Source organism: Actinoplanes campanulatus (assembly GCF_014647795.1).
GTDB lineage: Bacteria > Actinomycetota > Actinomycetes > Mycobacteriales > Micromonosporaceae > Actinoplanes > Actinoplanes campanulatus.
The window spans coordinates 179,429-203,853 of sequence record NZ_BMPW01000004.1 but is presented as its reverse complement, the minus strand read 5'-3'; the positions used below and the strand labels follow the sequence as shown (position 1 = coordinate 203,853).

Below are 24,425 nucleotides of genomic sequence, written 5' to 3'. Positions count from 1 at the left end.
AGGGCGGTTTGCCCCAGTCCCCCGCCGCCCAGCACCGTCTGGATCCGGCGCGTGAGCAGGCCATCCTCGACGCGATCCGGGAGCTGCTGACCGAGGTCGGCTACGACCGGATGTCCATCGACGAGGTGGCCCGCCGGGCCCGGGCCAGCAAGGCGACCATCTACCGTCGCTGGGCCGGCAAACCCGACATGGTCACCGCCGCCCTGCACGGGATGATGCGGGAGCACCCGGCGCTGGCGGACACCGGAACGCTGCGCGGTGACCTGATCGCGGGCCTGACCATGTTCTGCCGGGTGTACGAGCGCAAGCACCCGTACGTGCTGGCCCTGCTGTCGGCGATCCGGGCCGACCCGTCGCTGGGCCGGCTGCTGCACGAGCACGTCCTGGCGACCGGCACGGCCGAGGCGGAGATCGTCCTCGACCGTGCCGTCCGCCGCGGCGATCTGCCGGCCGCCCCGGACACCGGGGTCGTCGTCGAGGTGTGCAAGGCGATGCTGTGGCACCGGCTGCTGCTCACCGGCCTGCCGCTGGACGACGCCTGGGTGGTCCACCTGGTCGACGACATCGTCCGCCCGCTGCTGGGGTCGCCCTGGTGAGCGTAGGGTGGCGCCCGTGACTCTTGTGATCGACGAGAACAGCCGCAACGGCGGACAGTTCGTCTGCCAGTGCTGCGACAGCACCGCCGACCGGACGTGGGCGTTCGTCCACGACGAGAACGACGCGGTGGCCGTCTACTTCGCCAGCTGCTACCACCACAACGGGGTGCACGAGGCGTGGATCGACGCGATCCTCGGCACCTGGGGTGAGGGCCGCACCGACGACCACATCACGTTCGGCTGCCGGGTCGGCCCGGTCGAGGGCCAGACCACACCGGCCGCGACGCTCGTCGACGGGGGTTCGGCCGCGCCCGACGACCCGATGTTCGGGCGGAAGCTGAGCCGCACGGACGGGCTCGCCCACCCGCGGATCGCCGAGTTCTGGAAGATCGTCGACACCATCCTGGAGAAGGACGACCTGGTCCGGGGCCACCTCTACGGCGCGTGAAGCGGGCCGGGCGGCCGTGATGGAATAGCCGGCGTGAGCGACGACGTCATCATTCCCGCCCGTCAGGACGAGCGTGTCCGCCAGGCGGGGCGGGAACTGATCGAACGAGGTTTCCGGGACGGGACGTCCCTGTTCACCCCGGACCGGGCGGTGTGGCGCCTGGAGACCGCCCTGGAGTTGCGGCGCTGCTACAACGAGCGGCCCGACCTCGGTTCCGACACCTTCCTGGTCAAACTGTCCCGGCAGCTGGAGGAGGCGTCCGATGACGCGAAACAGCTGCTCGCCGAGCTGCTGACGCTCCACGGGCTGCCGCTGTCGAACCTGTCCGGCGGCACCCTCCAGCAGCGCGTGACCACGGTGCTCGGCTGGATGGATCGGCCGGTCGTCGTCCCCGCGCACGTGCGGCCGGCCTTCGACCAGGGCTCCTGGAACGGCGGCACCGGCGCCCACACCATGCTGTGGCGGTGGCTCGCCGACGCGGTCGACGTGCTGTGCGGCTGGTTCCAGCGCCCGGAGCCGGAGCGGCGGGAGGCCCTGTCCGGGGCGTGGGCCTGGCAGGCCGCCGTCGATCACTACCGGATCATGCCGTCGCTGCGGGCGTCGCTGCTCTACCTCGCCTATCCGGACCACTTCCTGCCGATCCTGAACACCGCTCACCGGAAGGCGATCAGGAACGTCTTCTTCAAGCCGGGCGCCCCCGCCGGCGGTGACCTGGACCGGGAGCTCTTCGACATCACCGTGCGCCTGCAACGGGAGTCCGGGCAGCCCGTCGACTACTACCGGCCGCCGTTCGTCGCGCAGTGGCGCAACATCACCCGGCCGCCCGGTGAGCGCCGGGCCTGGCTGGTCCGGCCGCGCCCGGGCGGGGCGGAGCTGGCCGCGCGGTGGCGGGAGCACTCGTTCGTCTCGCTGGCCGCCACGCACCTCGGCGGGATCCCGGCGGGTGCCCCGGTTCCGGACGTCCGGGCCGCCGTCGAGGCCGGGTACCAGCACCTCGACTACGCCCGGCAGGTGGCCCTGGTCAGCGAGTTCCACGCGGTCCTGTCCCGGATGGACAGCGACGACATCGTCGTCACCCTGGTGGACGATCAGCTGTACCTCGGTGTCGTCGACGGCGATGCCGAGTACGACGACGCCCAGCTGCGCCGCTCGGTCGGCTGGCTCACCACGCCGCCCGTCCCGATCGGGTCGCTGCCCGCTCCGCTCCCCGCCGAGCTGGACAAACAGGGCACGGTTGTCGACCTGACCGGCTCCCTGGACGCGCTGTCCGCGCTGATGGACTCCAGCGAGCCGGTCGACGAGCCGCAGCCGGTGGCCGCCCGTCCCGCCCTGCTCGGCCTGCCCCCGGTGACCGCCGGCCTGGCGGACGGACTGTTCCTCGACCGGTTCTGGCTACAGGAACTGGTCGACCTGCTGTGGGACCGGCGGCAGGTGATCCTGCACGGGCCGCCCGGCACCGGCAAGACCTTCCTGGCCCGGGCCGTCGCCAACCACATCGCCGAACGGGACGCCGTCCGGCTCGTGCAGTTCCATCCGTCGTACTCGTACGAGGACTTCTTCGAGGGTTTCCGGCCCGCCGAGGGGGCGGCCGGGTCGGTGGCCTTCGCCAAGACTCCCGGCCCGCTGCGGGCGATCGCCGCCGAGGCGCGGGACAATCCCGGCCGCCCCTACGTGCTGATCATCGACGAGATCAACCGCGGCAACCTCGCGAAGATCTTCGGCGAGCTGTACTTCCTGCTGGAGTACCGGGACGAGGCGGTCCTTCTCCAGTACTCGCCGTCGGAGGCGTTCAACCTGCCGCCGAACGTGTTCATCATCGGCACGATGAACACCGCGGACCGGTCGATCGCCATGGTCGACGCGGCGATCCGGCGGCGGTTCGCGTTCCTCGAACTGCATCCGGGTGAGGCGCCGGTGTCCGGCCTGCTGTCCGCCTGGCTCAAGGAGCACGGCGCCGAGGGCGACCAGCGGGCGGTCCTGCTGGACGCGCTCAACGCGGCGATCGGCGAGGCGGACCGCGACTTCCAGATCGGGCCGTCCTATCTGATGCGCAAGGACGCGGCGCTGGAGCGGGTGTGGCGGCACGACCTGCTGCCGCTGCTGGAGGAGCACTACTACGGCCGGATGTCGCGTCGGCAGGTGCACGACCGGTTCGGGCTCGACGCCATCCGTGCGCAACTGCCGTGACCCGCGTCGACCTGGGTGAGCTCGACAGGACCGGCGCCCGCTGCGAGCTCTCCGACGATCAGGCGGCGGCGCTCGACGCGACCGGCCTGGTGAAGCCGCGGCCGGAGGGCGGTGGATGGTGGCGCCTGTGGCCGAACGGGTACGCGGGCGCCGTACGCATCGATGGTCTTGATGTTGAAGTGCACCCCAAGGTGGGCATCGCGCGGCTGCTCTTCCTGCTCGGTTATGCCGGTGATCCCGGGTTCCGGCCGGAGGACGTCGGCGCGGAGGCGGAGACGGAGCTGTGGCCGGCGCTGGCCGAATCGCTGGCCCGGCAGGCTGAGCGGGCGCTGGCGGCCGGGGTCCTGCAGGGGTATGTCTCGGTCGACGAGGCGCTGCCGCTGATTCGTGGCCGGATCCGGTTCGCCGATCAGATCTCGCACCGGGCCGGGCTGCCGCTGCCGGTCGAGGTCCGCTACGACGAGTATTCGCCGGACATCGCCGAGAACCGGATCCTGCGGACGGCGCTGCGGCGGATGCGCGCGGTGCCGCGGCTGCCCGAGTCGGCGCGGGCCAGGCTCGGCCATCTGGACGCGCGCCTCGACGGGGTGGCGGTGCTGCCGCACGGCGCGATCCCGCCGGAGTGGCGGCCGTCCCGCCTGAACGCCCGCTATCTGCCGGCGCTGCGGCTGGCCGCCCTGGTGCTGCGGCAGCACAGCGCCGAGCCGGGCCCGGGCGGTCAGAGCATGGCGGCCTTCGTGGTGGACATGGCGCGGGTGTTCGAGGATTTCCTGACCACGGCGTTGCGGGAGGCTCTGGCCGGCCGGCCGGGGCACACCGCCGGGCAATACCACACCCATCTGGACACCTCGCGCAAGATCCTGATCAAGCCGGACGTGGTGCATCTGGCCGGCGGGCGGCCGGTCGCGGTGTTCGACGCCAAGTACAAAATGTCCTATCCGAACGAGGACGCCTACCAAATGCTGGCCTATTGCACGGCGCTCGGCCTGACCCGCGGCTGGCTGGTCTACGCGCAGGGCGCCGCATCCGGCCCGCTGCCGGTCCGGAACACCGGGATCGAGATCATCCGCCGGCCGCTCGACCTGACCGCCCCGCCCGGCGATCTGCTGGCCCAGGTCCGCATTCTCGCCGACCAGGCGGTTCCCGCCTAGAGGACAACCACGGGGGTACGCCGTCCGCGCGCCCTACCTCCGTGGTGGTACACCAGGTCCCAACTCCGGCCTGACGATCCGTGACCCTCTGCGTTCCTACGCTCCCCGGTATCGGTTTCGTGGAAGGGGAACGTGATGGGTGTTCAAGAGGTGCTGGCCGCCGGGGTGTACACGATGAGCAGCGGCCGGATCGTCGCCAGTGTGGCCGCCGTCGCCGGGCTGGCCGCGGTGATCGCCGGCGGCCGTGCCCTGGCCCGCCCGGCCCGCGGTCCCGCCCTGTTCGCGCTGGCCGCGGCCCTGGTCGCGCTGGTGGGCGGCGGGTTCGTGGCGGCCACGTCGGACAGCGGCATCGGCACCGGCAACGGGCGCGGCGGAGCGTATGTGGCGATCGCGGTCGGCGTGGTGGGCCTCGTGGTCGGTGCCCTGGCCCTGGCCCGCTCGCGGCGGGTCGGCGTGTAGGCGTTGACCGGGCGGAAACCTGTCGCCCCCGATGCTTCCCGCCATGAGGATTCCGCGTTTCGTGGCGGCGCTGGCGGCCGCCCTGCTGGCGCTGCCGACGGCCGCATGCAACTTCGAGGACACATCGCAGACCATGGAGTGGACGAAGGTCGTGCCGGCGGGCGACTGCCACTGCGCCGACGGCAGCCGGTTCGCGTTCTGGGAACGGCGGGCCGACACGGCCAGGGTCGTCGTCTTCCTGAACGGCGCCGGCGTCTGCTGGGACGCCACGATGTGCGAGTTCACCGGTGACCGTGGGGAGAACGACTTCTACGACTGGAGCATCAGCGGCGTCGAGCCGTCGAACCGGGAGGGCATGTTCGACCTCACCCACGACGGCAACCCGTTCGCCGAGCACTCGTTCCTGTACGTCAGCTCCTGCACCGGCGACGCCCACCTGGGAGACCGGACCCAGGAGTACGCGCCGGGGCTGACCGTCGAGCACCACGGCCTCGCCAACGGCACCGCGGCCATGGACTACCTCGCGGCGAACTATCCGGGCGCCGAGCAGGTGATCCTCATCGGCAAGACGGCGGGCTCGGTGGCCGCCCCGTACTACGGCGGGCTCATCGCGGACCGGCTGCCGAAGGCGAAGGTCACCGTGTTCGGCGCCCAGTCCGGCGCCTGGCCGGACAACGCCGACTTCAGCGCCCGGATCCTGCGGGACCGCTGGGGCGTCGGCCCGGTGCCGGCGGCCGGTGTTCCCGGGTTCTGGATCGAGGCCGGAAAGCGGCACCCGGAGCTGGTGCTGTCCCGGTTCGACTTCGCCTACGACCCGTCCGCGGCGGTGGAGCTGACCCCGTGGGCGAGCGGCAGCCTGCTGGAGACGATCGACCGCAACGAGGCGGCGATCGAGGCGGCCGGCGTGACCCTGCACAGCTACACGGCGCCCGGGGCGGACCACGGGCTGTTCGAGTTCGAGAAGTTCTACGAGATCGAGGTGAACGGCGTCAGGTTCGTCGACTGGCTCGGCGAGCTGGTCACCGAGGGGCCGCCGGCGGACGTCCACTGCTCGGAGTGCGGTCCGTAGACGCCAGCCAGCCCGGGACGATCAGACCCGATTCGTACGCCAGGATCACCAGCTGGGCCCGGTCCCGCACGCCCGTCTTGGTCATGATCCGGCTGACGTGGGTCTTCGCGGTGGCCGGGCTGAGCACCAGGTGGGCGGCGATCTCGTCGTTCGACAGGCCGGCCGCCACCAGGGCCATCACCTCGCGCTCCCGCCCGGTGAGCGCGCTCAGCCTCGGCCCCGGCTCCGGGTGGGTGGCGCGGGCCGTGAACTCGGCGATCAGGCGGCGGGTGACGGCCGGCGCGATCAGGGCGTCCCCGCGGGCGACGACCCGGACGGCGTGGATCAGCTCGGCCGGTTCGGTGTCCTTGACCAGAAAGCCGCTCGCGCCGGCGCGCAGTGCCCCGTAGACGTACTCGTCCAGGTCGAACGTGGTCAGCATGATCACCCGGGCGCCGGTGATCTCCCGGGTGGCGGCCAGCCCGTCCAGCCGCGGCATCCGGATGTCCATGAGCACCACGTCCGGCCGCAGCTCCCGCGCCAGGCGGACGGCCTCGGCCCCGTCACCGGCCTCGCCCACCACCTCCAGGCCGTCCTCTCCGTCGAGGATCGACCGGAAACCGGCCCGGACGAGCGTCTGGTCGTCCGCCAGCAGAATCCTGATCATGACGGCACCCGGTCGGGGCTCAGCGGAAGGCGTGCGCTGACCCGGAACCCGCCACCGGGCCGCGGGCCGGTGGCAAGCGTTCCGCCGAGCGCCCGCGCCCGCTCCCGCATCCCGAGGATCCCGTTTCCCGGGCCGGCGTCCCCGCGCGGGCCGAGGCCGTCGTCGTCGATCTCCACCAGGACGTCGGGCCCGTCCGGCCGGATCCGGACGACCGCCTCCTTCGCGGCCGCATGTCTCGTCACGTTGGTGACCGCCTCCTGGACGATCCGGTAGGCGGCCAGATCCACCTCGGACGGCAGCGGCCTGGTCTCGGTGACCTCGACGCGGATCGCGAGGCCGGGAGCGGTCAGCTCGCCCAGCCGGTTCAGGCCGGGCGGCGGGGTCAGTGGCGCCTCACCGTCCTGCCGGAGCGCGTTCAGCGCGGCGCGCAGCTCGCGCAGCGTCTCCCGGCTGGTCTCCCGGATCGTGGCGAGCGCCTGCTCCGACCGGACCGGATCGGGCCGGTGCAGGGCGGCGCCGGCCTGCACGTTGATCAGCGACAGATGGTGGCCGAGGACGTCGTGCAGCTCCCGGGCGATCCGCAGCCGGTCCTCGGTGGACCGGTGCCGAGCCTGCTCGGCGGCCCGCAGCTCGGCGGCGGCCGTGCGCGCCTCCACCTCGGCCAGATAGGCCCGGCGATTGCGGGTCACGCCGGCGATGACCGCGACCAGCCAGCCGGCGTGCAGGAAGGTGGCGCCGTTTCCGGACACGCCGGTCCGGGTGAGACTGTCGGCGGCCGCGAAGGCCAGCACCGACGCGACGCCCAGCCCGATGGCGACGGCGAGATGCCCCTCGTCCACGACGGTGTAGAGCGCCACGACGAAGACCAGCATGATCGGGCCCGGCTGCTGGAGCAGGAACCCGTAGGCCGTGACCGCGGCCAGCGCGACGACCCCCACGACGACCGGGAAACGGCGACGGAGGAACAGAAGACCCGACGAGATGAGTACGGCGAGGAGCGCCGCGAACTCAGCGGCGGTGCCGAGTCCGCCCGACTGCACGACCAGCCCCGCGACGCCGATGAAGGCCACCACGGGCACCAGGACGGCGTCGGTCCGCCGGCCCCGCAACCCCGCCATGAGCCGAGCCTAGCCCAGCCGTGTGCCCGAACGGACCGCCAGGACGGCGGCGCGGCCGGCCAGACCGATGGTGAACATCAGGATTCCGGCCAGCACCGACTGCCGGGGCAGGGTGGCGACCAGGGTGAGGCAGCCGGCCACCCCGACGGCGTTGAGCCAGCGGGGCCAGCGGCGTTCGGCGGCGGGCTGGGTGAAGGCCGACCCGTTGGCGATGGCGTAGTAGACGAGGACGCCGAACGACGAGAAGCCGATCACGCCGCGCAGGTCGACCGTCGCGACCAGGGCGCAGACCACGACCGCGAGGGCGATCTCGGCGTGGTGCGGGACCCGGAATCGGGGATGGACGGCGGCCAGCCAGGTGGGCAGGTCACGGTTTCGCGCCATGGCCAGACCGGTACGCCCGATGCCCGCGATCAGCGCGAGCAGGGCGCCGAGGGAGGCCAGTACCGCGCCGGCGCGGACCACCGGGGTCAGGTAGCCCACGCCGGCCGCCTCGACCGCGGTGACCAGCGGGGCGCTCGACGCGGCCAGGCGTGCGGGACCGGCGGCGAGCAGGGCGGCGACGCCGACGACCGCGTACACCGCCACGGCCAGGAACAGGGCGAGCGGGATGGCGCGGGGAATGGTGCGGGCCGGGTCGCGGACCTCCTCCCCCATGGTGGCGATGCGGGCGAACCCAGCGAAGGCGAAGAAGAGCAGTCCGGCCGACTGGAGGACGCCGTAGGCGCCGGCATGCCGCCAGTCGCCCAGGTTGGTGACCGTGGCCTGGCCGCCCACCGCGATCCCGCCGACGACCACGGCCAGCGCGGTGAGGCTGGCGGCGACCAGGACGCGGGTCATCAGGGCGGTACGGGTGACGCCGCGATAGTTGAGGGCGGCCATCCCGGCCACGCACGCGACCGCGAACGCCCGCTGGGACCACCACGGCCCCGGGATCGCGTAGGTGGCGACGGTCAGCGCCATCGCCGCACACGACGCGGTCTTGCCGACGACGAAACCCCAGCCCGCCGTGAAGCCCCACCAGTGCCCGAGACGCTCCCGCCCGTACACATAGGTGCCTCCGGAGGTGGGGTGGACGGCCGCGAGTTGCGCGGAGGCGGTGGCGTTGCAGTAGGCGATGAACGCGGCCAGAACCAGGCCGATCAGCAGGCCGTTGCCGGCGGCGCGGGCGGCGGGACCGAAGGCCGCGAAGACGCCGGCGCCGATCATCGAGCCGAGGCCGATGACGACGGCGTCCCTCGTGCCCAGCCGTCGTGCCAGGGTGCCGGACATCAGATCCCCATTCCATCAAATCGATTTGACTCATCCTAGGCGGAAATTCGGATGACACCCCGGCGGACAGCGGCGAGCATCGGCGGGCCCGGACCGTTGGAGGGGGATCACTTGTTCTCGTCGTACCGCCGCCTGTTCGCTGTTCCGGGCGCGGCCGCCTTCACTCTCGCCGCGCTGCCGGCCCGGATGGCGATCTCGATGTTCGGGGTCAGCGTCGTGATCATGGTGGCGTCGCTGCGGGACTCGTACGCCCTGGCCGGCTCGGTCTCGGCCGCGGGCCTGGCGGTGACCGCCCTGCTCGCGCCGTGGATCGCCCGGTGGGTGGACCGGTACGGGCAGTCCCGCGTGGTGGTGCCGACCGCCCTGTTCTCCGCGTCCGGCGCGGCGGCCCTGGTGATCTGCGCCGGCGCCGGCGCCCCGGCGTGGACGCTGTTCGCCGCGAACATCGTGGCGGCCGCGAACCCGAACGTCGGCGCGATGGTCCGGGCCAGATGGGTGGCCCTCCACCGGGACCGGCCGGATCTGCTGCACACCGCGAACGCGCTGGAGCAGACCATCGACGAGCTGTGTTTCATGACCGGTCCGGTGATCGCCGCCCTCCTGTGCACGGCGGTGGCGCCGCAGGCCGGCCTGACCGTGACGATCGTGCTGTTCGTGACCGGTTCGGTGGCGCTGGCGGCGCAACGGCGCACCGAGCCCGCGGTGCACGGCGTGCGGGAACGCGGCCGGTCGCCGCTGCGGCAGCGGGGCGTGCCGGAGATCGTGGTGACGTTCCTGTTCACCGGCGCGGTCTTCGGCAGCGTCGAGGTGGTCACCGTGGCGTACGCGGAATCGCTCGGCCACCCGTCGGCGGCCGGTGTGATCCTGGGACTGTTCGCCGGCGGGTCGGCGGTGGCCGGGCTGGCGTTCGGGACGCTGCGGGTTCGCGGCGCGGCGGCCGCCCGGTTCCTGATGTGTGTCGCGGCGATGGCCGTGCTGATCCAGCCGGTGCTGCTCGCCGGGAATCTGTGGGCGCTGGCCGCGGTGCTGTTCGTCGCCGGGCTGGCCACCGCCCCCACGATGATCACGAGCATGACCCTGGTGCACGAGCTGGTGCCGCCGGCGCGGATCAACGAGGGTATGACCCTGACCGTGACCGGCCTGCTGATCGGTGTCTCAGCGGGCGCGTCGATCGGCGGCTGGGCGGTGGAGACGGCGGGCGCGCGCGAGGGCTATGTCACGCCGGCCGTCGCGGCCGGGCTCGCGCTGGCGGCCGCGCTGATCGGTTTCGGTCCAGCGGTCCTCAGGTCGAGGCGCACACCGGCCGCCGTCGCGAATCCGGGCCCGGCGGTCGCCGATGGGGCACGGGAGGGAGCGGAGGCCTCGGCGAGACGCGACGCGGCCGAATAGCGCTGGGCCTCGACTGCGGCTGACGAGGTCAGCCTTCCAGAGCGGCCCGCGTCCGGGCCAGCGCCGTCGCCAGCTCCGGCCGCACACGATGCAGAAGATCCAGTTGGGTACGCAGCCGCAGCGCCTGGGCCCAGAGCAGCCCTCGCCCGTCGTCGAGGAATTCGGTCGCCCGGCCGGGGTCACTTCCGTCCACAGCGGTGGCGGCCGCGTCCCGGGCGAGCCCGGACTCCTCCTGTTCCAGCAGGTGCTGCTGGTCGCCGCGGGCCATCCCGGGCCACGCCAGCAGTCCGAGCAGGTCGACGCCGAGGGCGTAGACGTCCACGGCCGCCGCCGGTCCGTCACGCTCCGCGAGGCAGGTGGCCCATCCGTACACGCTGCGCAGCCGCGCCCAGGTGAGCCCGGTCGATGCCGACGCCGCGGCCTCCCAGGCCGCCAGCGCCGCGGCACGATCCCCGTCGATGCCCCGCCGGTTCAGGCTGACCGCCAGGTTGCACAGCGCCGAGGTCCGCTCCGGATGCCCGTCCGGCAGCAGGGCGACGGCCTGGCGCCCGGCCGTGATCGCCGCGTCGAGGTCGGCCGGGTCGTGGCCCGCCCGGTGCCGGGCCATCAGCACGAGCGCCCGCCCGAAGTGGCTGCCGGGCAGCGCGCCGACCCGGGCGGCCGCGTCGAAAGCGGTCACCGCCGCGTCGAGATCACCGCGGACCCCGCTGTACTCGAAGCGCCGCATCAGCATGAGCCCGAGCGTGGCGAGCGTGCCCTCCCACCGCGCCGAGCCGGGCGGGAAGGACCGCAACGCCTCCCGCAGGTCCCGCACCGCCGCGTCCAGCCGATCCAGGTCGGGAACGTCACCCGCCTCCAGGCGCAGGCGCCACAGGATCGCGGTCTCCACCAGGTACATGGCCCGGTGTTCATGGTCGGCGCCGGGGTCCCGCAGCAGGTCGAGAGCGGTGGTCAGGTCGGACAGCGCGCCCCGGCGCTGGTAGCGCATCCGCAGGGCGGCGACCAGGTTGAGGGTGGTACGCGCCCGGTCCTCCTCGGACAGTTCTTCGACGCCACGCAACCGGTCGCCGAGCGCGATCACGAGCCGGTCCAGATCGGCCGGATCCCAGGAATCCTCGAAACGGTCGAAGTACAGGCTCGCAAGGAACTCCAGGCAAGAATCGCAGGTGCGGTGCGCGGGATCGGCGACGGCGCCCGTCGCGGTGGCGAGAGCCTCGTCCCGGTCGGCGCCGGACCGGCCGCGCCGGTAGCGCTGGTAGAGCATGTTGACCAGATTGTGCCGAAGCGCGGGTAACTGGCCGCTGCCGTCGCCCAGTTCCACGCCGCGGCGGGCGGCGGCGACCGCCTCGTCCAGGACCGCCGGGTCGCCACCGGCCTCGAACAGGTTGTACAGGGCGCCCGCGAGGTTGGTGTGCCGGCCCGCGGCGTTCGGATCGCCGGGATCCAGCCCGGCCACCAGGCTCCGGGTGACGTCGACGAGCTCCGTCAGGTCCGCGGGGTCGCCGGCCATCCGGTGCCTGGTGTGCAGGACGGCGCTGAGCATGTGCGGATTGTCCGCGGTGCGGGCCAGTTCGGCGGCGGGTTCGAGAACGGCCACGTCGCCGATGGCCTGGGCCCGGGTGAGCAGGTCGACGGCGGTGCGGACCCGTCGTTCGGACTCGGCGGCGGGATCGGGCAGGGGCGGCAGCATCCGGCCGGTGGACGGCGGGCTGGTGTATCCGCCGGGGCGCTGTGTCTGGATGGTCCGGACGTGGCCGAACAGGATGCTGGTGTGGGCGGGGTCCTCCTCGTCGAGCATCTGCGCCGCCTGCCGTCCGGCGTCGACGGCCGCGACCAGGTCGGCGCCCGAGCCGGTGTGCTCGTAGCGGGCGCCGAGCGCGGCGCCGTACATGGCGAACGCGACGTACCTCATCGGGTCGTCCGCCGGCATCCGGTCGACGGCCCGGTGCCCGGTGTCCACCGCCGCGTCCAGATCGGCGGGGTCTCCGGTGTGCTCGAACCGCATCCGCAGGGCGATGCCGAGGTTGGTCAGGTCGCCGGGCTCGTCCGACACTTCCAGCAACTCGATGGCGGCGGCCAGCGCCTCGGCGTCCCCGGTCCGGTCTGCCCGCTCCAGCAGGGCCACGGCGCCGGTCGCCGCGGTGGCCGGCGGCTCCGGCGGGTCGTCGGCGGCCGGCCGTCGCGTGGCCGGTTCGGGTGGTTGCGACGGATCGTGGCCGTGCAGCTCGCGCGTGGCGGCTCGCAGGCTCACGCCGAACCGGGTCTCGTCCGGGTTGCCCCCGGGCACCGCCGCGACCGCCGCGGTCAACGTTTCGACGGACTTCCGCAGGTCGGCCAGGTCCCCGCGGTGGGTGAAACGGCGGTGCAGCGCGACGCCGAGGGTGTGCAGGAGCTCCGCCCGGCCGGGATGGTCCTCGTCGGAGAGCGCCTGGGTGGCGGACTCGACGGCGGATTCCAGGTCCACCACGGATCCGCCCTCGTCGTACCGGCGCAGGAGGGTGTGCGCCGCGGTGGTGAGCCGCTGGAGCCGCTCGTCACCGGCCACCCTGGTCGCGGCACGAATCTGGCGGTCGAGGTGCAGGGCGATCTGGCCGTAGGCGGGGTCACCGGTCATCTGATAGGCGGTTCGGCAGACCTCCAGGAGCCGCCGGGTCCAGTGCGGCTGTCGCGGATCGGCCAGCGAGGTGGTGTCCCGCAGTTCGACCAGAAGCGCGCCCGACTGGCGCACCGCCTCGACGTCCTTGTCCTCGATGCCCTGGCGCAGCAGTTCCCCGGCCCAGCGCTCGTCGTGCTCCGGATCGTCGGTCACCGGCTCATCGTCGCAGCCCTTCCGGAGTTCCGGAACCGTGATCGGCCGCTTCACCATGGCGGTTGCTGACAATTCGATTTACAGTGCGGAAACATCCCACTTATCGATGTGGATCTTTACGGAGACGCACTCGGGGGGTATTCGTGGGCCACGCGCTGCTCGAAATGCGGTCGATCACCAAGGAGTTCCCGGGCGTCACGGCGCTGTCGGACGTCAGTCTGGTGGTGCGGCCGGGCGACATCCATGCGATCTGCGGCGAAAACGGCGCCGGGAAATCGACCTTGATGAAGGTGCTCAGCGGGGTTCATCCGTACGGCAGCTATCAGGGAACGATCTTCTATCAGGGCGTGGAATGCCGGTTCGCCGACATCCGGGCCAGCGAGCACGCCGGGATCGTGATCATTCATCAGGAACTCGCGCTGGTTCCCGGAATGTCGATCACCGAGAACCTCTTCCTCGGCAACGAGCCCCGGAAATGGGGGCGCATCGACTGGCGGGGGGCCAACCACCGGGCGCTGGAACTGATGCGCCTGGTCGGGCTGAACGAGGATCCGGACACCCTGGCCCGGGACATCGGCGTGGGAAAACAGCAGCTCGTCGAGATCGCGAAGGCGTTCGCCAAGGACGTGCGGCTGCTGATCCTGGACGAGCCGACAGCCGCGCTCAACGAGACCGATTCCCGGCACCTGCTCGACCTGCTGCGCGGTTTCAAACAGCGCGGCATCACCTCGATCATGATTTCGCACAAGCTCAACGAGGTGGAGGCGATCGCTGACGCGATCACCATTCTCCGGGACGGGCGCGCCATCGAGACGATCACGGTGGCGGACTCCGGCGCCGACGAGGACCGCATCGTACGGGGAATGGTCGGCCGCGATCTGGAGAGCCGTTTCCCGGAGCACGTCCCGAACATCGGTGAGGTGTTCTTCGAGGTGCGGGACTGGACGGTCCGGCATCCGGTCTCGGCCGAGCGGCTGGTCTGCAAGAACAGTTCCTTCACGGTCCGGCGCGGGGAGATCGTCGGATTCGCGGGACTGATGGGCGCCGGGCGCACCGAGTTGGCGATGAGCGTTTTCGGGCGCTCGTACGGCGTACATCTCGGGGGCCGGATCGTGAAGGACGGCCGGGAGATAGAGATCAGAAGCGTGGCCGACGCGATCCGGAACGGTCTCGCCTATGTCAGCGAGGATCGCAAGGCGATCGGCCTGAATCTGCTCGACGACGTGAAGACGTCGGTGGTCGCCGCGAAACTGTCGAAGATCACCCGGCGCGGTGTGCTGGACGAGGCGGCCCAGTATCACGAGGCCGAGCATTACCGGCGCACTCTGCGGATCAAGACGCCGTCGGTGGACGAGGGCGTCACCCGGCTGTCCGGCGGCAATCAGCAGAAGGTCGTCCTGGCGAAATGGATGTTCACCGATCCGGATCTGCTGATCCTCGACGAGCCCACGCGGGGCATCGACGTGGGCGCGAAATACGAGATCTACGGCATCATCCAGCGGCTCGCCGACGAGGGGAAGGGCGTCATCGTCATCTCCTCGGAACTGCCCGAACTGATCGGGCTCTGCGACCGCATCTACACCGTCTTCGAGGGCACGATCACCGGTGAGATCGACCGGCGTGACGCCGACCCGGAACTGCTCATGAAGCAGATGACCTCCACCAAGAGGATGCGCAGCGCATGAGCGAGCTTGCGAGCGAATCATTCAGCTCAGCCATGAACTCATGGCGGCGCCGGAGCGAAGCGGAGGTGACGGCATGAGCCGACGCAGAGACCTGCAGAAGAACCTCTTCGGGGGTACGACCTCCAACGCCCGTCAATTCGGCATGATCTTCACGCTGGTCGCGATCATCGTGTTCTTCCAGATCATGACCGACGGGCTGACATTGACGTCGGGCAACATGATCGCGTTGACCCAGCAGTACGCGTACATCTCGATCCTGTCGATCGGCATGCTCATGGTGATCGTCGCCGGGCACATCGATCTGTCGGTGGGATCGGTGGCCGCGTTCACCGGAATCGTGGTCGCGAAGGCGATCAGCGAACAGGGCCTGCCCTGGCCGGCCGGAATCGCCCTCGGCCTGCTCGTCGGCGCGCTGATCGGCGCCTGGCAGGGATTCTGGGTCGCCTACATCGGGGTACCGGCGTTCATCGTCACGCTCGCCGGGATGCTGCTGTTCCGCGGCGGGAACCAGTACATCGGCAACGCCGACACGGTTCCGGTGCCGGAGGGATTCCGGACGATCGGCGCCGGATATCTGCCCGAGACCGGCCCGGACACCGGCTACAACAACCTGACCCTGCTGCTCGGGCTGGCGCTGTGCGCGGCCGTGGTCTGGCGGGAATGGCACGCCCGGCGGGTCCGGCAGCGGATGGAGGGCGCCGAACCGGCCCCGCTGTGGGTCTCCGCCGTGCGGCTGGCCGTCATGGTCGGCGTGATCCTGTTCGCCACCTTCCGTTTCGCCGGCGGGCGGGTCGGCACCAGTTTCCCGGTCTCCGGCATCATCCTGGCGGTCCTGGTGATCGCCTACTCCTTCTACACCCGCAACACGGCGGGCGGCCGGCACATCTACGCGGTCGGCGGCAACGCGCGGGCCGCGGAACTGTCCGGTGTGCAGCTGCGCCGGGTGAACTTCCTGGTCATGACGAACATGGGGATCCTCGCGGCGCTCGCCGGGATGATCTTCGTGGCCCGGTCGGCGGCATCCGGGCCGCAGGACGGGCTGAACTGGGAACTCGACGCCATCGCGGCCGTCTTCATCGGCGGGGCCGCGGTCTCCGGCGGTCTCGGCACGGTCAGCGGGTCGATCGTCGGCGGCCTGGTCATGGCGGTGCTCAACAACGGGCTCCAGCTCATCGGCACCGGCGCCGACATGGTCCAGATCATCAAGGGGCTGTTCCTGCTCGGGGCGGTCGCGCTCGACGTCTACAACAAGAAACAGGGGCGCTTCTCGGTCATCGGATCGTTGATGCGCCCGTTCCGCCGCGAGCCGCCGCGGATCCCCGCGCCGGACACCTCGACTCGTGAAGCCGAATTTCTGCCAGGAAGGTGATCGCTTCATGCGTACCCCTCTTCACAAGGTTTTGGCGGTTGGATTTGTCGCGGCCCTGGTGGCGAGCGGCTGTGGATCGGAACGCTCGGAATCGGGCTCGACGGCGCCCGAGAAGGGGTTCGCGGCCGACGCGCTGATCGGCGTGGCGCTGCCCTCGAAGACGTCGGAGAACTGGGTGCTCGCCGGTGACCTGTTCACCGACGGTCTGAAAGAGGCGGGCTTCCAGTCGGACGTGCAGTACGCGGGCGCGTCCACCACCGTGGCCGATCAGCAGGCGCAGATCACCGCGATGATCACCAAGGGCGCCAAGGTGATCGTGATCGGGGCGACCGACGCCGCGCAGTTGTCCACACAGGTGTCGCAGGCCAAACAATCCGGTGCCGTGGTCGTCGCCTATGACCGGCTGATCACCAACACGCCGGACGTGGATTACTACATCGCGTTCGACAACTTCAAGGTCGGGCAATTGCAGGGACAGGCGCTTCTGGACGGGATGAAGTCGCGCAAGGCCACCGGGCCGTGGACGATCGAACTGTTCTCCGGATCGCCGGACGACAACAATTCCGGGGTGTTCTTCAACGGGGCGATGGACGTGCTCAAACCGCTGATCGAACGCGGCGAGGTGGTGGTCGGTTCCGGTCAGACCGACGTGAAGCAGACCGCGACCCAGGGGTGGAAGGCGGAGAACGCGCAGAGCCGGATGGACTCGCTGCTCAACTCCACCTATGCGGGCGACAAGACGCTCGACGGGGTGCTGTCGCCGAACGACACGCTCGCGCGCGCGATCATCACGTCGATCAAGGGGGCCGGGAAGCCGATCCCGATCGTCACCGGACAGGACTCGGAGGTCGAATCGGTCAAGTCGATCATGGCGGGTGAACAGTACTCGACCATCAACAAGGACACTCGCAAGCTTGTCGCGGAGACCGTCAACATGGTCAAGACGTTGCAGGCCGGGAATCAGCCGACGGTCAACGACACCAAGTCGTACGACAACGGGGTCAAGGTGGTTCCGGCCTACCTGCTGCCGCCGGTCATCGTGACCAAGACCAACGCGGCCGAGGCGTACGCCGACGATCCGAAGTTGTCGCCACTCACCAGGTAGCCGGCCGGCCGCCCGCCACGCCGGGCGGCCGGCCGGGGTTCAGGGCAGCGGGACGGTCCCGGGGGTGGGGTTCCAGCTCTGGAGGGCCACCACCGTGCCGGCCCGGCCGTGGCGGATCAGGTCCAGCACCGCGGTCACCGCCTCGTCCGGTGTCGTGAACGGCTGGTCGGTGGTCAGGCACATGATCCGTACGCCGTCGCGGTCCGCGGACCGGTCGGCGGTGAAACGGACCAGGGCGGGGGTGTCGGCGGAGGCCGACGGGACCACGTTGAGGATCGCGCCGCCGCCACGGATCCGCATGGATTCCCTGGTCAGGTCGGTCAGGTGCATCTCGGCGGTCCGGCCGGTCACCGGGCTGGGCCAGCCGCCGGCGCCCGCGTTCACGAGGACCACCGGGCCGCCCCACTCGTCGGCCACCGCCACGATCCGCTCCAGGTAGCCGGGTTGGCGGACATCCGGGCGGACGGCCTGGGCGGGCACACCGTAGCCGCGGGCCTGCGTGGCGCAGGCGGCGGCACTGTCGGCGTCCAGGTCGGCGGCGAGGATCCCGTACCCGGCGCCGGCCAGGCCCAGCGCGATGGCCCGGCCCAGGCCGGCGCCGGCTCCCGTGACGATGGCGATGCCGGTCTGTCCTCCCGGGAGGGACTCCGCCACGATCGTTTCCGTGTAGTCGGGGTCGGTGACCACGACCGGCCGGCCGTAGACGACGGGCTGCACCGCGGGGCTGACCGGGGCGGCCGCCACCGGCTGCACCACCACCGGCTGCACCACCGGGCTGACCGCCGCGGCCGCCACCGGCTGGGCGGGCGGGGTGGCGGTCGCTCGCGCGGGCCGCGGCGCTGCGGCGGCGCGCACAGGCGGCGCTGCGGCCACGACCGGCGGCGGCGCGGCCTGGGCCGGGCGCGCGGTGGCGCGCGCCGGCTGGGGGCGGTCGGCAGTGGTGGCACGACCGCGGGCGTAGGTGGCCGGGGCCGGGGCCGACCGTTGGGTGGCCGGGGCCACGGCCGGGCGCGGGGCGGCGGCGCTGCGGGCGGCCGCCTCCTGACGGGCCCTCTGCGCCGCCTTCTCCCGCTCCCGGGCCTGCCTCTCCTGCTCGCGGACGGCCTTCTTGCGGGCGCCGGCCTCCTTGCGGTCGCGCAGGGCGGTTCGGACACGGTCGGCCCGGCCGGGCTTGGCCGGGCCGGGAGACGCAGCCGTGCGGGCGGGTTTGGCCGGCGCGGCGCCGCTCCCCGAGTCGGTCTTGCGCCGCCGGAGGGCCACCACGACCACCAGCACGATCAGCAGGAGCAGCAGCAGGCCGGGGCGGTCGAGCAGGTAGTTCAGCAGGCGGCGGAGCAGGCGGAAGAGGGCCACGAACACGTCGCCGAGAAAGCCGAGGAGCCGGCCGAGGAATCCGTCGGGCACGGGACCCAGCACGCGCACGGCACTCGCGATCAGCGCCACCACGGCGGCGGCCGCGGTGAACGCGATGTTGAGAACCGGGAGCCTGCCATCGATGCGGGCGCCGGCGGCACCCTGCAGGGTCGCTCCGAGGGACATGCCGGCCGCGAAGACCATCGGCAGGACCCACGTCAGGTACATCGGCGCTACCAGGGCCAACTGTCCGGCGGCCAGGACCAGCAGGCCCACCTCCACGGCGAGGAACAGGCCGAAGCCCAGGAGCAGGCCGACCGGGAACAGCTGCCAGGCGCTGCTCACCCGGCCGAGGAAGCCCTCGAGGCGGACCGGCGGCGACGATCCGTCACGCCGCATCCGTACGGCGCCGATCAGGGCGACGAACTGGAGGATGCCGAAGATGCCCAGGAAGACGCCGGTGAAGGAGCCGTCCAGGATCACCGGCCGGTCGCGCCACGCGAGCATCTGCAGGCCGATCGTGAAGAGCACGGCCAGGACGTAGACGGTGGTCGCGAACCCGAGCGCGAACCAGAACGCGGCCATGGTGGCGCTTCGCCCGAGCCCGGCGATGCGATCACCGGCCCGGTCGACGGCGGCGGTGTTGCCCGGTTCGAAGGCCCAGCGCATGCCCAGCAGGTAGGCGACGACGAAGACCCCGAGTGGGAACTGTGGCGGCAGTCCGTCGAGTGCCCAGAATCCGGCCAGGTGCAACAGCACGACGACCCCGGCCATCACGGCCAGTGATCCCCGGTTCCCCTTGTCCGCCATGTCGGCTTCCCTTCGCCCGATCACAACTCGGCTGGCGAACGGGATTCGCGGCCAACGGCCCGACGGATTGCCGTACGTCACTGAACTGACACACATCGCGCCTGCGCTGCGGCAACCGGACGGTGACCCACGCGCACCGGCCCGGCGATCACCCCCACACACGCCAGGCCGAAGTCAACGGTGAGCCCACGGCACCCCGTACTACACCCAGGACTTCGGTTACTGACCCCCACCCGAACAGCGACGCCCCAGCCGGTCCCCCTGCGGCTGGGGCGTCGCGCTGTCCGGTCGGCGTAACGCGCTTGCCACATTCACCCGGGTCGCTCTATATTCTCGCACTAGGAAAGCGCTTTCCCGCATCTAGAGGCGCTCCGCGGCGGTCATCCCCAGCGTTCCACCCGCCGCCCATCCCCCATGCGCGCACCCCGATGCGCGAGAACAGGTGAAGCGAGATGAGACGATCAGTCGCTCTGCGACTCTCCGCGGTTCTGGGCGTGGCCGGCGCGGCCGGCGCGATCGCCCTGGGCCTGCCGCAGCACGAGGCCTCCGCGGCGGCGAACGCGGCCACCGGTTTCGCCAGCCAGAACGGCGGCACCACCGGCGGCGCGGGCGGAACCACCGTCAAGGCCACCACCGGCACCCAGATCCACAATGCGCTGTGCACCCGGGCGGCCAGCAACACGCCGATCATCATCCAGGTCGAGGGCACGATCAACCACGGCAACACGACCAAGGTGTCCGGCGACAGCTGCAACACCGCGGCCGACAAGATCGAGCTGAAGGAGATCAGCAACGTCACGATCGTCGGCGTCGGGGCCGGTGCGACCTTCGACCAGCTGGGCATCCACATCCGGGACTCCAGCAACATCATCATCCAGAACGTGACGGTCAAGAACGTCAAGAAGTCCGGCTCGCCGACCTCCAACGGCGGTGACGCCATCGGCATGGAGAGCACCGTCCGCAACGTCTGGGTCGACCACGCCACCCTCGAGGCCTCCGGTGGCGAGTCGGAGGGCTTCGACGGCCTGTTCGACATGAAGGACGACACCGAGTACGTGACGCTGTCCTACAGCATCCTGCGCAACTCCGGCCGGGGCGGCCTGATCGGCTCCAGCGAGACCGACACCGGCAACAGCAACATCACCTTCCACCACAACAAATACCAGAACATCGATTCGCGTACGCCGTTGCTGCGCGGCGGGATCGCCCACATCTACAACAACCACTACGTGAGCCTCAACGAGTCGGGCATCAACTCGCGGGCCGGCGCCAAGGCGCGTGTGGACAGCAACTACTTCGAGGACTCGAAGGACGTGCTCGGCACCTTCTACACCGACGCGGCCGGCTACTGGCAGGTGTCCGGGAACATTTTCGACAACGTGACCTGGTCGGCGAAGGGCACCGACAACAACCCGGCCGGCCCGAACGTCGTGTCCAACACCAGCGTGAGCATCCCGTACTCGTTCACCGCCGACAACGCGTCCTGCGTACCGTCGATCGTCGCGGCCACCGCCGGCGCGAACACCGGCCTGAAGGTGTCGACCGGCACCTGCTCGGTGACGTCGTCGCCGAGCGCCTCGCCCACCTCGTCGCCGACCTCCAGCCCCACGTCCTCGCCGACCTCCAGCCCGACCGCGTCGCCGACCGCGACGTCCGGCACCAACCTGAGCATCGGCGCCGGCGCGGACGGTTCCAGCAAGGCCAGCGGCACCAGCTACGGCAACGTCAAGGACGGCGACGTCAGCACGTACTGGTCGCCGAGCGGCACCACCGGTGACATCTCGATCAAGTGGTCGTCGGCCACCACGGTCGGCCGCATCAACATCGTCGAGGCGTCCGGCTCGACCGGCGCGATCGGCGCGTGGCAGGTGCTCAACGGCGCGACCGGGGCGGTGCTGAAGTCGGGCACCGGTGCGGGTTCCATCTCCTTCACCGCCGCCTCGACCACCAAGGTCACCTTCCGCATCACCGGCGCGACGGCGACCCCGAAGGTCGCCGAGTTCCAGACCTTCGCCAGCTGATCCACCGAACGTGTGCCGCCCCGCCGTTTCGCCAGGCGGCGGGGCGGCACACCCCGCGGGGCACGCCGTCGTGGACGGCGTGCCCCGCCTCTTTCACCGCCCCGGCCCGGCGACCGAACCAGGCTCCACCACGGTCCCGCCACCCCTCACTCACCGCACCGTGCGGCAACCGGACCAAGCTGCGCCACCTTCCCGCCACCTCCCACTCACCGCACCGGCCCGGCAACCGGACCGAGCTCCACCACGGTCCCGCCACCCCTCGTTCACCGCGCCGGTGCGGCGACCGGGCCGGGCTGCGCCGCGGTGGTTCTCGCCACGCCGGACGGCGACGCCTGGGCCACGGCCAGGATCACCAGCCCGCAGGCGGCGACCAGCACCCATCCGGGCCGGGTCGCCCCGGCCAGCCGGTCCGGCCCCAGCCCCGCGACCATGCCCCCGGCGATCGCCACGCCGAGCGCGGCGCCGACCTGCCGGGCCGTCGAGGCGATGCCCCCGGCCAGCCCGGAGCGCTCCGGCGGCAGGCCGCTGACCGCGGTGTTGGTGATCGGCGCGTTCGCGAACCCCAGCCCGATCCCGGCGAACAGGTAGGCGACCAGCAGATGAGCCGTCCCGGTACGGTCGCCGAGCCCGACCAGCAGCGCCCCGCCGATCACGGTGCACGTCCCGGCCAGCCGCAACGGCAGCCGCGGTCCGAGCCTGCCGACCAGATGGCCGGACAACGGCGCGCACACCGTGGTGGCCAGGGCCATCGGCAACGTGAACAGGCCCGCCTCGATCGGGCGGAGACCCCGTACCTGCTGCAGGTAGAGGGTGCCGAGCAGCAGGGTCACGCTGAATGCCACGAAGACGGCCACCGCGCCGGCGATCGCCGCGGCGAACGGCGGCCGCCGGAACAGGCCCAGGTCGATGAGCGGCTCGGCAGTCCGCGACTCGACTCGGACGAACGCCACCAGGGCCGCCGCGATCACCGGGTATCCGGCCAGCAGCGCCGGTGACGTCCAGCCAAGGCGCGGGCCCTCGATCAGCACCGCGACGGTGGCGCCCAGGAGCACGACCAGCAGGATCTGGCCGGGCAGGTCGAGCCGGCGGGCCTTCGGGGCACGCGACTCCGGCACGAAGAGCGCGGTCAGCACCAGGACCACCGCGATGATCGGCAGGTTGGCCCAGAACACGGTCCGCCAGCCGAGCCCGGTGATCAGCGCCCCGCCGAGCACCGGCCCGGCCGCCATGCTCAGGCCGAACACCGCCGCCCACACGCCGATCATCCGGGCCCGCTCCCGTGGATCGGTGATCACGCTTACCACGATGGCCAGCGCCACCGGGCTCAGCATCGACCCGCCGACACCCTGCAACGCGCGGGCCGCCACCAGGACGCCGATCGACGGGGCCAGGGCGCACGCCACCGACCCGGCGCCGAACAGCACCAGCCCGAGCCGGAAGACCCGGCGCCGGCCGATCCGGTCGGCCAGCGCACCGGAAGTGATCATCAAGCCGGCCAGAACCAGGGCGTACGCGTCCACCGCCCACTCCAGGTCGGCGATCGCGAGCCGCAGGTCGTCGCCGATGGCGGGCAGCGCCACGTTGACGGCCGTCGTGTCCAGACCGACCAGGAAGATGCTGGTGGCGCAGATCGCCAGCACGAGCCATCGTTGCTCTCTCATGGCGCCGATCGTCATGCCGGCACCCCTCCCCGGCCCAGTGGTCTTGCGAAGGCCGCAAAATGCTCGGGTGGACGCGGAACTGGAACGACTGATCGGCGACATCGGCCCCCGGCTGAACCGGGTCCGGCAGGATCGCGGCCTGACCCTCGACGAACTGGCCGGCGCCACCGGCATCTCAGTGAGCACGCTGTCCCGGCTGGAGTCCGGCAAGCGCCGGCCCACCCTGGACCTGCTGCTGCCGCTGGCCCGCGTCTACCGGATGTCGCTGGAGCACATGATCGGCGCCCCGCAGACCGGCGACCCGCGCGCCCACCTGACCCCGCACCACCGGGAGACCCGGACCGGCATCGACAGCGTGGTGATCCCGTTGACCACCTACCCTGGCCGGATCCAGGTGTTCAAACAGATCCTGAGCCCCACGACCGCCACGCCGACGCTGGTGACGCACCCCGGGCACGCCTTCTTCTACGTGCTCGCGGGCACGGTCCGGCTGCTGCTCGGCGACCGCGAGCGGTTGCTGAAACCCGGCGACAACGCCGATTTCGACGCAGGCTCGCCGCATTGGTTCGGCCCGGCGGGCGACTCACCCGCCGAGATCCTCCACCTGTACGGCCCGCACGGCGACCGTTTCCCGGCGGGATAGTGGTCGAGGCCCGCGTTTCGCTTCCGGTTCTTTTCTTGTACGCGTGACGCCGTCCCGCCTCATCTATCCGGCCCGTCCGGTCGGCGCACGCTTGCCGCCTACCCCGTCCTGTGCCGCCCCGCCGGGCTCAGATCGGTTGGACACCGCCGCACGTGCTGCCGCTCGCTCCGGGTGGGTGGTTGCGATGGTGCTTGCCAGGCACCCGGGGCGCTGCTTCCGGCCGTCACGCCGCTCGCTCCGGTCGCGCCGCGGGAAACCCGTCGAAAAGTCACTCGCGGTGACCGTGATGGTGGGTGCGTGAGGGCACGCGGTAAATCCGGTTTGTTACTGGAACCTGCTTCTTGGTTGCGGGTGGCCGCGATGTCGCGTCGCGCATTCGGATGGCTGCGGCGTCATCCCGACTCGCTGGCGATCTTGGGTGATTTGCGTTCGGGGCGATCCTGATTCCTGGTTGTCGTCCGGCGGAAGATCATCGCCCATGATCTATTTTCCCTGGCACGCCTTGGGTGCCCGGAGTCTTTGCTTGATTGACCGCGGTCTGACGTCAAGCACCGCATCGGGTGAACCGCCGCCGAGGCAATAAGGAGGCATATTGCGTTGAAAGCGCCTCTTTTCCTCACTTCAGCACCTCATG

Annotated in this window: 18 protein-coding genes; 12 read left to right on the top strand and 6 right to left on the bottom strand. The window is 71.3% G+C overall.

Annotation, left to right across the window (positions count from 1 at the left end):
• The first annotated feature begins 8 nt into the window (after positions 1-8).
• The 6 genes from IEZ13_RS09720 (at position 9) to IEZ13_RS09695 (ending at position 5,910) form a co-directional block, all read left to right on the top strand.
• Positions 9-596 carry a TetR/AcrR family transcriptional regulator gene (locus tag IEZ13_RS09720; RefSeq protein WP_183220444.1) on the top strand — a complete coding sequence of 196 codons (588 nt, stop codon included), beginning with the start codon at positions 9-11 and terminating at the stop codon, positions 594-596.
• 16 nt (positions 597-612) lie between these two features.
• Positions 613-1,044 carry a hypothetical protein gene (locus IEZ13_RS09715; RefSeq protein WP_183220443.1) on the top strand — a complete coding sequence of 144 codons (432 nt, stop codon included), beginning with the start codon at positions 613-615 and terminating at the stop codon, positions 1,042-1,044.
• A gap of 33 nt (positions 1,045-1,077) precedes the next feature.
• Positions 1,078-3,231 (top strand): McrB family protein, encoded by a 2,154-nt coding sequence (locus tag IEZ13_RS09710; protein WP_183220441.1) that lies wholly within the window; start codon positions 1,078-1,080, stop codon positions 3,229-3,231.
• A complete protein-coding gene (locus IEZ13_RS09705; RefSeq protein WP_183220439.1) occupies positions 3,228-4,382 on the top strand; it encodes an McrC family protein in 1,155 nt (384 codons plus the stop codon). Before IEZ13_RS09710 ends, IEZ13_RS09705 begins: the two co-directional genes overlap by 4 nt.
• 135 nt (positions 4,383-4,517) lie before the next feature.
• Positions 4,518-4,841 (top strand): DUF6223 family protein, encoded by a 324-nt coding sequence (locus IEZ13_RS09700; protein WP_183220437.1) that lies wholly within the window; start codon positions 4,518-4,520, stop codon positions 4,839-4,841.
• 43 nt (positions 4,842-4,884) lie between these two features.
• The gene (locus IEZ13_RS09695) at positions 4,885-5,910 is read left to right on the top strand and encodes a pectin acetylesterase-family hydrolase (RefSeq protein ID WP_183220435.1); all 1,026 of its coding nucleotides are present in this window, start codon (positions 4,885-4,887) and stop codon (positions 5,908-5,910) included.
• On the opposite strand, the gene IEZ13_RS09690 is transcribed toward IEZ13_RS09695, so the two are convergent.
• Genes IEZ13_RS09690 through IEZ13_RS09680 form a run of 3 tightly spaced genes read right to left on the bottom strand, consistent with a single transcriptional unit; the run spans position 5,861 to position 8,946 of the window.
• The gene (locus IEZ13_RS09690; RefSeq protein WP_183220433.1) at positions 5,861-6,556 is read right to left on the bottom strand and encodes a response regulator transcription factor; all 696 of its coding nucleotides are present in this window, start codon (positions 6,554-6,556) and stop codon (positions 5,861-5,863) included. The genes IEZ13_RS09695 and IEZ13_RS09690 overlap by 50 nt on opposite strands.
• Positions 6,553-7,674, bottom strand: coding sequence for a sensor histidine kinase (locus tag IEZ13_RS09685; protein WP_183220431.1), 1,122 nt, complete (start codon positions 7,672-7,674; stop codon positions 6,553-6,555). The genes IEZ13_RS09690 and IEZ13_RS09685 overlap by 4 nt, the downstream gene beginning before the upstream one ends.
• Before the next feature lie 9 nt (positions 7,675-7,683).
• Positions 7,684-8,946: an APC family permease gene (locus tag IEZ13_RS09680; protein WP_183220429.1), complete on the bottom strand. Its 1,263-nt coding sequence runs from the start codon at positions 8,944-8,946 to the stop codon at positions 7,684-7,686.
• A 111-nt stretch (positions 8,947-9,057) separates the two neighbouring features.
• On the opposite strand from IEZ13_RS09680, the gene IEZ13_RS09675 reads away from it, so the two are divergent.
• Positions 9,058-10,335: an MFS transporter gene (locus tag IEZ13_RS09675; RefSeq protein ID WP_229794579.1), complete on the top strand. Its 1,278-nt coding sequence runs from the start codon at positions 9,058-9,060 to the stop codon at positions 10,333-10,335.
• Positions 10,336-10,363: 28 nt separating this feature from the next.
• On the opposite strand, the gene IEZ13_RS09670 is transcribed toward IEZ13_RS09675, so the two are convergent.
• Positions 10,364-13,144: a hypothetical protein gene (locus tag IEZ13_RS09670; RefSeq protein ID WP_183220425.1), complete on the bottom strand. Its 2,781-nt coding sequence runs from the start codon at positions 13,142-13,144 to the stop codon at positions 10,364-10,366.
• A gap of 164 nt (positions 13,145-13,308) precedes the next feature.
• Between IEZ13_RS09670 and mmsA the strand changes: the two genes are divergently transcribed.
• The 3 genes from mmsA to IEZ13_RS09655 all read left to right on the top strand — a co-directional run bounded on the left by mmsA (position 13,309) and on the right by IEZ13_RS09655 (position 17,303).
• Positions 13,309-14,829 carry a multiple monosaccharide ABC transporter ATP-binding protein gene (gene mmsA / locus IEZ13_RS09665; protein WP_183220782.1) on the top strand — a complete coding sequence of 507 codons (1,521 nt, stop codon included), beginning with the start codon at positions 13,309-13,311 and terminating at the stop codon, positions 14,827-14,829.
• 73 nt (positions 14,830-14,902) lie between these two features.
• Positions 14,903-16,198, top strand: coding sequence for a multiple monosaccharide ABC transporter permease (gene mmsB / locus IEZ13_RS09660; protein WP_183220423.1), 1,296 nt, complete (start codon positions 14,903-14,905; stop codon positions 16,196-16,198).
• Between the two features lie 7 nt (positions 16,199-16,205).
• On the top strand, positions 16,206-17,303 hold the full coding sequence (locus tag IEZ13_RS09655; RefSeq protein ID WP_183220421.1) for a substrate-binding domain-containing protein: 1,098 nt from the start codon (positions 16,206-16,208) through the stop codon (positions 17,301-17,303).
• A gap of 39 nt (positions 17,304-17,342) precedes the next feature.
• Here the strand turns inward: IEZ13_RS09655 and IEZ13_RS09650 are convergent, their stop codons facing one another.
• Entirely contained in the window at positions 17,343-19,466 is a 2,124-nt protein-coding gene (locus tag IEZ13_RS09650) for a HoxN/HupN/NixA family nickel/cobalt transporter (protein WP_183220419.1), read from the bottom strand.
• A 452-nt stretch (positions 19,467-19,918) separates the two neighbouring features.
• Between IEZ13_RS09650 and IEZ13_RS09645 the strand changes: the two genes are divergently transcribed.
• Entirely contained in the window at positions 19,919-21,487 is a 1,569-nt protein-coding gene (locus tag IEZ13_RS09645; RefSeq protein ID WP_183220417.1) for a pectate lyase family protein, read from the top strand.
• A 263-nt stretch (positions 21,488-21,750) separates the two neighbouring features.
• Here the strand turns inward: IEZ13_RS09645 and IEZ13_RS09640 are convergent, their stop codons facing one another.
• Positions 21,751-23,148, bottom strand: coding sequence for an MFS transporter (locus tag IEZ13_RS09640; protein WP_183220415.1), 1,398 nt, complete (start codon positions 23,146-23,148; stop codon positions 21,751-21,753).
• A 67-nt stretch (positions 23,149-23,215) separates the two neighbouring features.
• Between IEZ13_RS09640 and IEZ13_RS09635 the strand changes: the two genes are divergently transcribed.
• Positions 23,216-23,791 carry a helix-turn-helix domain-containing protein gene (locus IEZ13_RS09635; RefSeq protein ID WP_183220413.1) on the top strand — a complete coding sequence of 192 codons (576 nt, stop codon included), beginning with the start codon at positions 23,216-23,218 and terminating at the stop codon, positions 23,789-23,791.
• Positions 23,792-24,425 lie beyond the last annotated feature (634 nt).

Coding starts and splice junctions, on each gene's coding strand:
- IEZ13_RS09695 (WP_183220435.1), top strand. CDS start 4,885: ATGAGGATTCCGCGTTTCGTGGCGGCGCTGGCGGCCGCCCTGCTGGCG.
- mmsA (WP_183220782.1), top strand. CDS start 13,309: ATGCGGTCGATCACCAAGGAGTTCCCGGGCGTCACGGCGCTGTCGGAC.
- IEZ13_RS09655 (WP_183220421.1), top strand. CDS start 16,206: ATGCGTACCCCTCTTCACAAGGTTTTGGCGGTTGGATTTGTCGCGGCC.
- IEZ13_RS09685 (WP_183220431.1), bottom strand. CDS start 7,674: ATGGCGGGGTTGCGGGGCCGGCGGACCGACGCCGTCCTGGTGCCCGTG.
- IEZ13_RS09700 (WP_183220437.1), top strand. CDS start 4,518: ATGGGTGTTCAAGAGGTGCTGGCCGCCGGGGTGTACACGATGAGCAGC.
- IEZ13_RS09645 (WP_183220417.1), top strand. CDS start 19,919: ATGAGACGATCAGTCGCTCTGCGACTCTCCGCGGTTCTGGGCGTGGCC.
- IEZ13_RS09690 (WP_183220433.1), bottom strand. CDS start 6,556: ATGATCAGGATTCTGCTGGCGGACGACCAGACGCTCGTCCGGGCCGGT.
- IEZ13_RS09650 (WP_183220419.1), bottom strand. CDS start 19,466: ATGGCGGACAAGGGGAACCGGGGATCACTGGCCGTGATGGCCGGGGTC.
- IEZ13_RS09680 (WP_183220429.1), bottom strand. CDS start 8,946: ATGTCCGGCACCCTGGCACGACGGCTGGGCACGAGGGACGCCGTCGTC.
- mmsB (WP_183220423.1), top strand. CDS start 14,903: ATGAGCCGACGCAGAGACCTGCAGAAGAACCTCTTCGGGGGTACGACC.
- IEZ13_RS09640 (WP_183220415.1), bottom strand. CDS start 23,148: ATGAGAGAGCAACGATGGCTCGTGCTGGCGATCTGCGCCACCAGCATC.